The organism is Paenibacillus sp. EZ-K15 (assembly GCF_002573715.1).
Classification (GTDB): domain Bacteria; phylum Bacillota; class Bacilli; order Paenibacillales; family Paenibacillaceae; genus Paenibacillus_AQ.
On record NZ_PDHM01000016.1, the window covers coordinates 223,181 to 235,589 of the forward strand.

Annotated in this window: 13 protein-coding genes; 11 read left to right on the forward strand and 2 right to left on the reverse strand. The window is 46.6% G+C overall.

Features of this window, described 5'->3' with window-relative positions:
* The first annotated feature begins 10 nt into the window (after positions 1–10).
* The 4 genes from CRG97_RS13695 (at position 11) to CRG97_RS13710 (ending at position 3,951) form a co-directional block, all read left to right on the forward strand.
* A complete protein-coding gene (locus CRG97_RS13695; protein ID WP_481856191.1) occupies positions 11–1,597 on the forward strand; it encodes an alkaline phosphatase family protein in 1,587 nt (528 codons plus the stop codon).
* Positions 1,598–1,761: 164 nt separating this feature from the next.
* The gene (locus CRG97_RS13700; RefSeq protein ID WP_237566442.1) at positions 1,762–1,851 is read left to right on the forward strand and encodes an antibiotic biosynthesis monooxygenase family protein; all 90 of its coding nucleotides are present in this window, start codon (positions 1,762–1,764) and stop codon (positions 1,849–1,851) included.
* A gap of 78 nt (positions 1,852–1,929) precedes the next feature.
* On the forward strand, positions 1,930–3,057 hold the full coding sequence (gene hisC / locus CRG97_RS13705) for a histidinol-phosphate transaminase (protein WP_098743664.1): 1,128 nt from the start codon (positions 1,930–1,932) through the stop codon (positions 3,055–3,057).
* A 234-nt stretch (positions 3,058–3,291) separates the two neighbouring features.
* Entirely contained in the window at positions 3,292–3,951 is a 660-nt protein-coding gene (locus tag CRG97_RS13710) for an FMN-dependent NADH-azoreductase (RefSeq protein ID WP_098743667.1), read from the forward strand.
* A 101-nt stretch (positions 3,952–4,052) separates the two neighbouring features.
* On the opposite strand, the gene pdxR is transcribed toward CRG97_RS13710, so the two are convergent.
* Positions 4,053–5,447 (reverse strand): MocR-like pyridoxine biosynthesis transcription factor PdxR, encoded by a 1,395-nt coding sequence (pdxR, locus tag CRG97_RS13715; protein WP_098743669.1) that lies wholly within the window; start codon positions 5,445–5,447, stop codon positions 4,053–4,055.
* 122 nt (positions 5,448–5,569) lie between these two features.
* On the opposite strand from pdxR, the gene CRG97_RS13720 reads away from it, so the two are divergent.
* Complete coding sequence (locus tag CRG97_RS13720; protein ID WP_098743671.1) at positions 5,570–6,553, forward strand: DMT family transporter; 984 nt, start codon at positions 5,570–5,572, stop codon at positions 6,551–6,553.
* Between the two features lie 64 nt (positions 6,554–6,617).
* Here CRG97_RS13720 and CRG97_RS13725 read toward each other — a convergent pair whose 3' ends face one another.
* The gene (locus CRG97_RS13725) at positions 6,618–7,130 is read right to left on the reverse strand and encodes a DUF3231 family protein (protein WP_098743674.1); all 513 of its coding nucleotides are present in this window, start codon (positions 7,128–7,130) and stop codon (positions 6,618–6,620) included.
* Positions 7,131–7,391: 261 nt separating this feature from the next.
* Here CRG97_RS13725 and CRG97_RS13730 point away from each other — a divergent pair, with 261 nt between their 5' ends.
* The 6 genes from CRG97_RS13730 (at position 7,392) to CRG97_RS13755 (ending at position 12,278) form a co-directional block, all read left to right on the forward strand.
* Positions 7,392–7,985, forward strand: a complete 594-nt coding sequence (locus tag CRG97_RS13730; RefSeq protein ID WP_098743677.1) for a DJ-1/PfpI family protein — start codon at positions 7,392–7,394, stop codon at positions 7,983–7,985.
* Between the two features lie 169 nt (positions 7,986–8,154).
* Positions 8,155–9,138 carry a phosphotransferase gene (locus CRG97_RS13735; protein WP_098743680.1) on the forward strand — a complete coding sequence of 328 codons (984 nt, stop codon included), beginning with the start codon at positions 8,155–8,157 and terminating at the stop codon, positions 9,136–9,138.
* Between the two features lie 15 nt (positions 9,139–9,153).
* On the forward strand, positions 9,154–9,690 hold the full coding sequence (locus CRG97_RS13740; protein WP_098743682.1) for a GNAT family N-acetyltransferase: 537 nt from the start codon (positions 9,154–9,156) through the stop codon (positions 9,688–9,690).
* 192 nt (positions 9,691–9,882) lie between these two features.
* Positions 9,883–10,443: an RNA polymerase sigma factor gene (locus CRG97_RS13745; RefSeq protein WP_237566386.1), complete on the forward strand. Its 561-nt coding sequence runs from the start codon at positions 9,883–9,885 to the stop codon at positions 10,441–10,443.
* Positions 10,404–11,369 carry a hypothetical protein gene (locus tag CRG97_RS13750; RefSeq protein ID WP_237566387.1) on the forward strand — a complete coding sequence of 322 codons (966 nt, stop codon included), beginning with the start codon at positions 10,404–10,406 and terminating at the stop codon, positions 11,367–11,369. Before CRG97_RS13745 ends, CRG97_RS13750 begins: the two co-directional genes overlap by 40 nt.
* A 117-nt stretch (positions 11,370–11,486) precedes the next feature.
* Entirely contained in the window at positions 11,487–12,278 is a 792-nt protein-coding gene (locus CRG97_RS13755) for a hypothetical protein (RefSeq protein WP_098745085.1), read from the forward strand.
* The last annotated feature ends 131 nt before the right edge of the window (positions 12,279–12,409 follow it).

A 12,409-nucleotide genomic window follows, 5' to 3' on the forward strand; every position in this document is an offset into this window, starting at 1 on the left:
GATCCTCGTAATGCTGTCCCTTGTACTGATCACGGTAATGGGATGCCGACATCAAAAACCTGCCGAACAGGATTTGCTGCGGGTTAAATCCGAACAAGGTCCTACACATAAGAAAGTCATATTCCTGATGGTCGACTCATTAATGGCACAGGCGATTGATAAGGGTATTTCTCAAAAACAGCTGCCCACCTTTCAATATTTGATCGAACATGGACAATATTACAAGGATCTGGTCAGCTCTTTTCCTACGATGTCTGTCACGATTGACAGCACGATGTTAACGGGTAAATATCCGAATGGCCATGGCGTACCAGGGCTCCTATGGTATTCGTCCGACGATAAGAAGATGATCAACTACGGAACAGGGCCGATGGAAATCCTCAGGCAAGGTATCAATCCGGTCCTGACTGATGCTTTGATCCATTTGAACGGGAAACATTTAAATCCGAATTCACGTACGATCTACGAAGAATTAGCCCGTCTTGGCTTGAAATCAGGATCGATTAACGGCTTAATATATCGGGGACCGATCGAGCATACGCTGACGATCCCGGATTGGATTCAAGGTCCGACTTCCCTGCAGAAACATATAAAAGTCAAAGGTCCGGATTTTTTAGCTCTGGGAGCCTTGTCCAATCCCCTGGAAGGCTCTAAAGATACCAAGAATCTGCCTGACGATCTCACGGATCGGATGGGGCTGAACAATAAGTATGCAATCGAAGCCGTTAACTATCTGATTCAAGCCAACAAGCTGCCAGATTTTTTGTATGTTTATTTACCGGACTTGGACCAGAAGCTTCATAAAAAAGGTCCGTCAGAGCTCGAAGGCGTCAAAAAGGTGGATCAGCAGCTCCGGGCCGTATTAAATGCCTTCGGATCGCCGGAAAAGGCGTTCAACGAAGCGATTTTTGTCATCGCTGGGGACAGCGGAATGACACAGCTTCTTCCAGCAAAGCAACGTTCTGAGATTGATATGCCCGCTATGCTGAAAGGCATCTCTGTTCTAAAGCCGGGCGAAGAGGTGAAAGCGGAAACCGAGGTTGCCCTTGCAGTCAATGAAACGATGGCTTATGTATATAATTTCAAGCCCAGTCGTTCTCTGCGAAGCTTGGCGGATATCCTGAGCAAGGATGACCGCATCGATTTTGTTGCTTGGAAAGAAAACGGATGGATTCATGCCCTTCAAGGATCCACTTCGAAGGAACTCCGATATAAGGCGAATGGTAACCTGATCGATCGCTATAAACAAACGTGGACCGTGAAGCAGGATGCACAGGTGTTGGACCTTAAATTGAATGCCGATCATCGAACCTTGGAATACGGACAGTATCCCGACGTGCTGGAAAGGTTGTCCGGGTCGCTGAACTCTCATAAAGGAGAATTTTTGGTCGTGACGGCTAAACCGGGATACGAATTAGCAGATCGAAGCTCTCCGACGCATGCGGGGGGCGGGGGCCACGGCTCGATTCGCCATACGGAGTCCCTTGTCCCGCTGATCATTGTTGGAACTAACGAAAAGCCTGCAAATCTACGAATGGTTGATCTAAAGGCCTATTTACTTGATCTGTTGACGAATCACGCACAGAAGACAAAATAATTTGCAAAAGTGTGTTACCGTCATGTTCTATGACCACCATGCCAATGTTGTAAATTTGCTGGATATTAGGCACTTTTTTTCGATTTTTATGGAAAAGGGTGCCTTTTTCGTAGCGATTTATTTGAACTTTACCGTTATAATATGATGTAACTTCCTTCTCGATGATGTTTGAGAACGAAGCTGATTACGAAGCCTATAATGTGCATCCGCAGCATGTTGATTTCGTAGAGAACCGCTGGAAGAAGGAAGTGTGAACAGTTTTTGGAGATTTGATTACAGCGAAGGGTAGAAGATGAATACACATAAATACACGGCAACGGAGGGAGAACATATTGAATCAAGCAGGGGAAGATAAAGAGTTGCAAATAACACCGCGGCAGGCATTAGGACGGTTGAAGCCTTACACGGCAGGTAAGCCCATCTGGGAAGTGCAGCAGGAATACGGCTTGGATCGCGTCATCAAATTGGCTTCCAATGAAAATTCACTCGGTCCTTCGCCCAAAGCATTGCAAGCCATTCAGGAGCAGTTGCCTGATTTACACCGTTATCCCGACGAGCGTTCTTCAGGTCTTACGCAAGCGCTTGGCGAGCACTTGGGATTGGCAGCGAATCAATTCATTGTGACAAACGGCGGCGATGAGCTGATCATGCTGATTTCTCGTGCGTACCTTGAGCCTGGTGACGAGATCGTCGTTCCTGATCCGACATTCAGCGAATATGAGTTTGGCGCATTTCTAATGTCCGGTACAGTCATTAAGGTACCGCTGCGTGAGCAATATGCCTTCTGTGCGGAAGATATACTGGACGTGATGACGGAACGAACCAAAATCGTGTATCTGTGTACTCCCAATAATCCAACAGGCACCTACATTCCCGAGCTTGAAATGAAAAAGCTTCTGGACCGTCTTCCTACTCGCGTGCTGGTTGTGATCGATACGGCATATCGTCATTATGCTACAGCTCCTGACTACTCGGACGGGATCGATTTCATCAAGCTGGGATATCCGGTCATCACCCTGAACACCTTCTCCAAAATCTACGGACTTGCGGGTATTCGCGTCGGCTATGGCGCTGCTTCGGAAGGCATCATCCGCACCCTGCTTCAGGTTAAGGAGCCCTTTAATGTCAATGCGCTGGCACAAGCGGCGGCATCGGCCGCACTTGGAGATGAGGAGCACGTCCAGGCATCATGCCGGATGAATGAACAAGGCAGACAGCAAATCTATGAGGGACTGAGTCGGTTAGCGATTCCTTACTACGAGAGCATGAGCAATTTCATTCTGGCGGAGCTTGGAGAACATGCAGACATTATATACCACAAGCTGCTGGAGCAGGGGATTATCGTCAGGTCCGCCAAAGGCTGGGGACTCCCAGGGCATATCCGGATTTCGGTAGGAACAGCGGAAGAAAATCAAGGATTCCTTGATGCTTTAGGCGAAATCTTAGTGCATACAAAGTAACCTTATGGTAAGTATAAAGTAAAAAGTGATGCTGGCATCCTTCAAAAGCACGCAGCAAGAGCAGATATGCGAAAATACGATAAGGACCGCAGGTGCGGTCCTTTTTTTGATGGATTTTAACTATATCATTTCCATCGCGGCCTTCGATTTATGCATAAAATCATAAGTTGATGTCACAATTGGATCGCTTTGTTTGTCTACATTATGAAATAGACGAAAAAGGAGAGATATCAGATGGAGAACATGCTCATTATCAACGCACATCCGAAGGTGGAGTCAGCGACATCGGTCAGCTTGCGGTTGCTTCAGCATTTTTTGGAGGCGTACACGAAATGGAATCCAGCAGGAGCTATAGAACAAATCGATTTATACCGTGATTCTATACCTGCCATAGACCATATGGTGCTAGAGCTATGGAGCCAACAGGGAAGAGAGGAGCCGCTTAACGAAGAGGAGCAACAGATAACGGACCGCATGTCCGCCATTCTGCAGCAATTTAAGGCGGCACGAAAGTATGTCATCGTCATGCCGATGCACAATTTCAACATTCCTTCCAAGCTTAAAGATTATATCGACAATATCCTCATTGCACGCGAGACATTCCAATATACGGAGAATGGATCGGAAGGTTTGCTAACCGATGGCCGCAGTTTGCTGGTCATTCAGGCCAGTGATGCCATTTACACGAATCATGACTGGTATGCCGAGGTGGAATACTCGCATAAATACCTTAAGTCCATGTTTAATTTTATGGGGATAATGGATTATCAGATCATCCGCGCACAGGGAATTGCAATCCTGGATCGAGATCAAATCCTTGCACAGGCCTTTCAGGAAGCCGAAGAAGCTGCGAAACGGCTGGCGAGCATGAAGCCAACGATAAAGATTAAATAGGAATGGATGCATGGAGAACAGAACGGTGACTTAAGCATTAAAAGGCTGCCTGATGGCAGCCTTCACTGTTTGGATGGAAGCTTTAAGGAATCTTGAGGTTGTTATAAGTCCCCTTGATTCTTCAAATAAGCCTGCAGCAGGGAGATGCCACCGTGGATTTCAGCAGGCTCCAGATGACCGTAGCCGAACAATAACTTGTTTGCATGGATCCCTTTCTGAATACAATGGTAGTCCAGCGGTGTGATGCGTATCCGATCCTGCCGGGCTTTCTGCCTGAAAGCCTCGTCAAAGATCGCCCCGGGAAATTCAACAGCCAGATGCAGACCGGCTGTATCTCCCCAGGAACGCCAAGTATCTCCGAAAAACTCATGTAGCGAAGATAACAGGACCTGTCTCCGTTCGCCGTAGATCTTGCGCATTTTCCCGAGATGCCTGTCAAATTTCCGGGTGTGTAAAAACTCGGCTAAGGCAGCTTGCTCAAAAGGGGGATTCTGCACATCGGTATGGGTACGCAGATGCCCCCAACGCTGTTGAAGCTTACGGGGTACAATCGCGTACCCGATCCGAAGGGCCGGGAACAGAACTTTGCTGAAGGTGCCAACATAAATGACCCTATCGGGATCCATGGCATATAAAGGTGTGATCGAATCCCCGCTATATCGGTACTCGCTATCATAATCGTCCTCGATGATATAGCTGCCGTTTTTTCTCGCGTAGCGGATGAGCGCAGCACGACGATCCGCCGGCAGAATCCCTCCAAGCGGAAATTGGTGAGAGGGTGTCACGTACACGGGACATCCAGGCTTGTCGTTCAAGTGTTCGGTCTGAATCCCGTGCTCATCCACGGGGACATGATGAATTCGATACCCTTTGTTTATAAACGTCTGCAGCATCTCGATGTTGCAGGGATCTTCAAACCATATTTCATGATTTTCCTGATAGAGTAAGTCCGCAAGGATATTCAGTGCATGTGTCGCACCTGCCGTTATGAATATATCTTGAGCATCAACCTTGAGGCCTTTACTGCGATAAAGCCACAATGAAATTTCGTCACGAAGTGCGGGCAGGCCCTGAGGACCTGTATAACCTAGCAGAGTGGGACTCATATCGCTGAGCGTTTTCATTGAAATTTGCTGCCATACGTACCGCGGGAATAGCCGGAGTTCAGGCTGTCCTGTCCGGAAATCCACTGCAAAATCAGGAGGAGCTTTTTTCCGCGGCGGCGGATCTACCTCAGCCAGGTTATCCAGTACAATGCCTTTCGAAACCCGTGTCGGAGCCCCTTGTCGGCTAACGACGTAGCCTTCGACGTTCAACATGTCAAACGCTTCATTGACTGTGTTACGAGATACCTTGAGTTCTATCGCTAATTGACGGGATGAGGGCATGGCTTCTCCTGGCTGCAAGATTCCTTGAACAATCCTTTCCCTTATAGCTAAATAAATTTGCCGTTTAAGCGATACTTCGCTGCTTCGGTGCAGTGTGATTCCCCACATGAGGCTCGTCCTCCAACTGGTCTGCATAATTTCACGTTTAACTGGATCTGTAACCATACCAGTCTATTCCCTATGATTGTAGCATAGATACAGTCGCTATCGATCTGTGATATCTGGGGGATGTGATCTTATTGGAACGATGGAAAGGGATGCTTTATTTATACGGGGCGTTCACGCTTGCAGGGACTTCGGTCATCACGGCATGGTTTTTGAACGGGAAATTAGGGACGTTTACGATCACAGGGACCAGCTTGTTATTGGCTCTGCTATGTATGCTTCCTCTATGTAGGAAGGAGCTGGTGAGTACGGTTCGACAATTAACATTTCGGGAGTGGAGAGTTCTCTTCTTTCAGGCGTTACTCGGGATGTTTCTGTTTCGGATGTTACTGCTGCAGGGCCTTCTTCATACCAGCACGGCAGAAGCCGGAATTCTAACAGGCGCAACACCCGCCTTTACTGTCATGCTGGCATTTGGGCTCCTGAAAGAATCGGTGAACGGCATGAAGCTGGCAGGCATTCTTAGCACGGTGGCAGGCATTATGATCATACAAGGAATACTCACGCCGGGCCATGCATTCGAGGTACAACATCTGTACGGTAACCTGCTTGTGCTCTGCGCGGCATGTAGTGAATCCGGCTTTAACCTGCTGTCCCGCATCGGTTCGATGCAGCGCACGGCATCACAAAACAAAGCCATTCATCCTATGGTCCAGACGACGCTGGTCTCGGTGATCGCCTTGATGTTATGCCTGATACCCGCATGGTTCGAGAATCCGCTGGCTTCACTGGCAGCAATAGGTTTGCGGGAATGGCTTGCGCTTGTTTGGTATGGACCGATCGTAACGGCCTTGGCTTTCATCCTGTGGTATGCCGGTATCAAGCGCTGCCATGTATCAACAGCTGCCGCTTTTTCTGGTATGATGCCTTTCACGGCTTTGTTGTTATCGGTCATCGTATTAAAAGAATCCGCAGGATGGGAGCAATGGTGCGGCGGCATCCTGGTCATTCTAGGCATGTTCCTCATAGGCAGGCATCAGGCAGCAATACACCCGTTGCCCCAACAACACCCGCCGGAACATCGAATCATCGCTGGGGTCAAGGAATGAGTTAAAAACAAAAAAAGAAGCAGCGTCAAAGCTGGCTTCTTTTTGTTGTCCATTTTGCTATAAGCTATTTTTCTTCGGGTCTCTTGATTTGAAGCGGCGGCGGAATGAGCCAGCCTTTTTCCTTATTCATTTGAAGGATACGCAAACCTAGCGCCGTCTTGGTGAGATGATATTTAGCAAATAACGCACCAATATCCTCCCGGATGGATTGCCCCATAACTTGACTGCATGATACCAGTCCGAGTGATGTATCAGCAGCGATTTTGGCCGCAATTTCCGGATCCGTGAATCTTGCGCCCGCCGGAATATCCTCAAGTTTGACCGGGGGTCTTTCGGGAAGTACCGGTGCAGGGGCGATTCCGTTTTCGGTAAGCAATTCATCACATTCTTTAATCTCAAGTTTAGCTTGATCCAACAGATCATTGAGGATTTTTTTGAGGTCTTTATCGCCTGCGTGATTCAAATAAGCCTCGTAGCAGGACACCATGCCTTTTGCCAACGTGGATGCTGTCCATACGCTAAATATTTCCCCATAATGCATGGGCTCATTTTTAGGATTACCGCTTAAAATTCCCAATCTTATTCGCTCCTTTAATATTTATTCAAACAGAGTTATTATGCACAGGAGATGGTTGTTTAATTCTTTCGAAGTAAGCAGAATACATTCATTTAGGTATGCAGGTTGGTTATTGAACAAAAAGAGGCAAGTCATCGGGCTGCTTCTTTTTTTTGTTGTCTGTTGAATTTAGAGAGAAGTATAGTAAGATAGAACACAATCCGATAGATCGGGATATCTCTTAAGATCGCATAGTGTGACAAGGACGGGGGAGGATGGCTTATGAAGAAAGTGCTTTTGCTATTGGCGGATGGATTTGAAGCCGTGGAAGCGAGTGTATTTACCGATGTACTGGGGTGGAACAAACTGGAGGGAGACGGGACAACCCAGGTTGTGACTGCGGGACTGCATGACAGGTTGAAATGCACGTGGAACTTTACCGTCATTCCTGAGGTCACGCTGGACTCGGTTAAGGTAGAGGATTACGATGCTCTGGCGATTCCTGGCGGGTTCGAGGAAGCGGGCTTTTATAACGATGCATATGACTCCAGGTTCTCCAAAATCATTCAGGAATTTCATGCGCAGGGCAAGTGGATTGCTACGATTTGCGTTGCAGCCCTTACGCTTGGCAAAGCCGGCGTGCTGGAGGGACGACGAGCCACGACTTATGATCACCCAACCAGCATTAGAAAATCACAGCTGCGGGAATTCGGTGCCCATGTCGTGGAAGAACAGATCGTTGTTGATGGGAACTTGATCACTTCATGTAACCCGGCAACGGCTTTTGATGTGGCGTTCACTTTGCTGGAAAAGCTGACATCCTTGGAAAATACCCTGCATGTGAAAGAGCTTATGGGATTTACAAGCAAATCATGATCGAAGCCAAAATGGATTGAAGCAGTAAGCCTGGAGGAAGACAGCGCTTATTGCTTTTTTTTTGTGTTTACGACATACCGCGGTTTATATAAAAAATAGTTATAATCATACCGCCTCTATGTAAGAGATTGTCGAGGATGATACTCTTGAGTGCAAGGAGGGATTGGAAATGAGTTTATTTCCTGTCACATACTCGCTTCTGTCTAAACAAGCGGTAGGGTTACATATCCAACATCATTATGAGGTCGGTTCCGTTGTGAAAATGCAGTATTTTCTGAGGGGCATGAACGATACATACGAAGTAGAAACGGATGTTGATAAGTATATCTTCCGAATCTATAGGGCTGATCGTAGAAGCCTTTCTGACATCGAGTTTGAAATGGAATTGCTGCAATTTCTAAGTGCGAACGGGATCAGCGTGTCAGAGCCGATTCCTGGAAAAGACGGCGCATACCTTAGAGGGTTTGACGTCATGGAGGGAATTCGATACGGGGTCCTATTTCAATATGCTGAAGGGCACGAAAGGTCGATTCTCGCCGCAGCGGACAGTTACCGATTCGGTGAATCCATTGGCCATATGCATAAGGCGGCGGATCATTTTGAAAGTCGTCATGCAAGGGAACAGCTGGATATGGAGTTTCTTATAGATAGGCCTTTATCCATCATCAGACCCTATATGGAGCATCGGTTGACGGATTACAACTACCTAGGTGAACTGGCAACGCAACTAAAGAAACGAATCTCGGAATTCGAGGTTAAAGGTTTAGATTGGGGCGTATGCCACGGAGATCTTCATGGAAATACGAATGCCGCATTTGCAGAGGACGGAAAGCTGACCCATTATGATTTTGATCTATGCGGTTACGGCTGGAGAGCTTACGATATTGCCGAGTTTAGGCTGGCCAGAGAGATACATAGCGGGCATGATCCGGAGGAAGTGGAAGGATTATGGGAGGCCTTTCTGAGAGGATATGGTAGTGTCGGATCTCTCAGCGAAAATGATCTTGCTGCTGTTCCTTTTTTTGTTGCCATTCGGCAGCTTTGGCTCTTTGGACTATGTTTTCAAGATTCGGAGTTTGTAGGGATTGCCGACTTTGATGAAGGTTTTATAGATAGCAAAATGCAGTATTTCAAGAGTTTGGATTATGTCTAGGACGGAGGAGAACCTATGAAAGTTACCGTGGAGCTAAGCGATATTTCCACCAAATTTATCATTAATAATATATATCCGCTATATTTGCATGATTTATCGGGGATATGGGGGTGGAAACCGAATCGATATGGCGTCTATGAGGATGATGACACAAGAACCTTGAATGACCAGATCCAAGTTTTTGATATATGGTGGGAGAAGCCCTCGATTTTGTTTCCTTACCTGATTCAAGTGGATGGCATCCCGGCAGGATTTGCTCTGGTAGCAACTCCGCCATATACATATGGCAGTGAATTTTACATGAATGAGTTTTTTGTTATGAAACCCTTCCGAGGCAAACATGTTGCGGAGAATGCTGCATCACAAGTGTTCGACAAGCATGCCGGCAGATGGGAAGTCCAGACGAATGCCACGGATCGCAATAAGCGGGCGCAGGCATTCTGGAGAAAGACGATGAACAACTATATTTCGGACTCACGCGTGCAGGAATTTGTTGCTACGAGGGACGACAATGAGAAGTTGATCTTTCAGTTTGAATCATCGCGGGTGTAAAGTCTGTCGCACATATCGTTTTCTGAACAAAAGAAGTGATCGACAATACAGAAAAACAATTCATACTTGAGATATGAGTTGTTTTTTTATTTATGTTACAGGTGTCCCTTTTTTGGCAGAAGAGGTGTTATACAAACGTAAATAAGATTTACGCGGAGGTGCGTCTTCGAATTGGATTCGATAGAGGAGTGCGTGAGGCGCGTTAAGGCCGGTGAGGTGGATTGTTTTGAGCCTATCGTTGAAACGTACAAAAAACAGATCTACATTTATTGCTGCCGGATGCTCGGCTGCAAGCAGGACGCGCAGGATGCCGTCCAGGATATCTTCATCAAAGCGTTCACCAAGCTTCATACCTATGAAGCGAAGGCTTCGTTCTCATCATGGTTATACAAGATTGCCTATCATCATTGTCTCAATCTGCTTCGCAAGAGACAAGTTCGCATGCGAGTGAGCCGACTCATCGGATCGAGAGGGTATGCTGATAGCGTGGAACAGACACTGGAGCGCAGGTGGTTCAGCGAACCGCTGGAATATGCCATGACCAAGCTCTCGGTGGAAGAGCGGAATCTGCTCGTACTGCGGGTGTTCGAAGATAAACCGTTCTCGGAGATCGCGCAGATTCTGGATAAGAATCTCAGTGCAGTGAAGAAAAAGTATGCTCGGATGAAACTGAAAGTCATTAAGCTGATCCAGGAGAAGGAGGGGACGGAGTTATGCGAGATTCGGGACAGCCGGAGCAAGATCGAATTCTGAGAGGCATGGAATTGCACTCCGTGGAAGAAGAGGTGGACGTGACCCCCGCCATCATGCGGAAGGTGAGGCAAATCCACCAGAGTAAACAGGGGAGATATTACGGGAATCGTAAAAAAACCTTTATTGCAGCGACACTCACTGCGGTTTTGATTCTTTCGTCAATTAGCGTTTACGCAAGCCAATACTTGATTCAGATCAAGAACAAGGAAGGCGAAGTCATTCTGTCTACCATGAAGCCATGGAAATACTCCGAATCGGAATATAATGCCAAACGTGTAAAAGAGTCGGAAGAAGAGTTGAGAAAGAAGTTAAAGCCGGGAGAACAGGCGGTATATTATATCAAGGATCTACACATGACTTCACTCGTCAAAGAACAACCACTGAAATATTTTTATATGTTGACTAAGCATTCAAATTATCAGGAACTCGCAAAAGAAATCGAGGAGAAGGGTGCGCCATTGCTTCGAGAACCTGATTATGTACCGGAAGGGTATCAATTTGATTTTGGACAGATTCAAATTAGGAACACGCCCGTATGGAATACGCCGGAGTATAAAATTCTTGTGGATGAACTCAAGGCGCAGGCTGAGAAGTCGGATGAAGAACAGGGACTGTTCTATAAGATTGTTCCTTGGCTCGATATTGCCTCTACAGGAATGGAATATCGTAAAGGCGAAAATCGGATCAAGATTGTTGCTTTTGCACGAGAGAAGGGCTCAAAAGCCGGGGTGCCCACAAACCAAGCCGTAAAAATAAAGGTAAAAGGGAAAGAAATGATTTTGTCAGCAAGTCCATCAAGCCCCTCGCGCAACTTGACTTGGTTAAGCGACAGTGAAGAAGTACTGTATATTATTACGGATGATCCAAAGAATCCGCTGTCCAAGGATGAGTTTGCGAAGATTGCAGCCGGTCTTGTTTCGGAATAAAACGATTTCTACTTTTTTTGGATAAATGTCCCTTTTGTTGTCGGTAAGGTGTTATATGTGATGTATTTAAAAACTAACTTAAAAGGCCTTGACGCCGAAAGGAGCACGAATTTTACCATGATGAAAAACAAAATGAAAGTCGCATTATTTATTGCAGCAACGATGATGGTCGGATCCGCGAATGTTTACGCAGCAAGTAATGCAAGTACATCTGTTCCACAGACGACAGCAGCGGTTTCTTCTGCCATACCGGAGAATACATCCGTTTCGTTTGATGATCGTATCAACGAGTTGAGTGACAAACTTAAGGCAGGACAGATGGTTGCCTATTATGTTGCGGACCAGGAATATAACCGGACAGATCAAATCTATTTTACGTCTAAAGGCTTCGGTTATACTAAGTATACGGACTATGTGGCGAAGGCAAAGGCCATGAACGCTCCAACGCTAACCAAACCTGCTGACTTGCCGAAAAGTTATTCATTCCAGAACGCGATTTTATACTTAAAGAGTCCTGAAAGAACGTCGAGCTTGTACGAGGAGATTGATCAGGAATTAAAGGCAAAGGCCGCAAACGGCGAGAAGTTCGTATACTCCGACATCATGAAGGCGAATGAAGCATCCGCGGCGATCTTGAATTTTGATAAGGGAAAAGTAAAGCTTCAAGTCACAGCAAGTTATATTGTTCCTGAACTGCCAATAGACGGAACACCTGTGCCACAGGAGAAACCGAACGAGAAAAAGGAAACCATCGTAATTAACGGAGTGGAATGTGTCTACACCGCCGACTCCAAGGGAAGGGATCACCTGGATTGGGTGGATGAGGAGCAGCAGATTCGTTACAGCATTTGGGCGGAGAGCGCCAAATCGGATGTGCTGAACTATGCCAAGAAAATGATTGCGAAGTAAGGCTTCGCTTTAAGAATCCAGATTCATGTTGACCCAATTCCTGTCTGTTTTAATTTTTTCCTCTAGAGTCTACGCTCTTTGATATGACGAGCATAGGATGTTGTGTTCGGAAAAGTAAAGGAGGTTGGAAC

Bases quoted from the DNA above. Each gene is read 5' to 3' on its own strand.
- CRG97_RS13695 (WP_481856191.1), top strand. From the start codon at position 11: ATGCTGTCCCTTGTACTGATCACGGTAATGGGATGCCGACATCAAAAA.
- CRG97_RS13700 (WP_237566442.1), top strand. From the start codon at position 1,762: ATGTTTGAGAACGAAGCTGATTACGAAGCCTATAATGTGCATCCGCAG.
- CRG97_RS13710 (WP_098743667.1), top strand. From the start codon at position 3,292: ATGGAGAACATGCTCATTATCAACGCACATCCGAAGGTGGAGTCAGCG.
- pdxR (WP_098743669.1), bottom strand. From the start codon at position 5,447: ATGTGGGGAATCACACTGCACCGAAGCAGCGAAGTATCGCTTAAACGG.
- CRG97_RS13730 (WP_098743677.1), top strand. From the start codon at position 7,392: ATGAAGAAAGTGCTTTTGCTATTGGCGGATGGATTTGAAGCCGTGGAA.
- CRG97_RS13735 (WP_098743680.1), top strand. From the start codon at position 8,155: ATGAGTTTATTTCCTGTCACATACTCGCTTCTGTCTAAACAAGCGGTA.
- CRG97_RS13740 (WP_098743682.1), top strand. From the start codon at position 9,154: ATGAAAGTTACCGTGGAGCTAAGCGATATTTCCACCAAATTTATCATT.
- CRG97_RS13750 (WP_237566387.1), top strand. From the start codon at position 10,404: ATGCGAGATTCGGGACAGCCGGAGCAAGATCGAATTCTGAGAGGCATG.
- CRG97_RS13755 (WP_098745085.1), top strand. From the start codon at position 11,487: ATGATGAAAAACAAAATGAAAGTCGCATTATTTATTGCAGCAACGATG.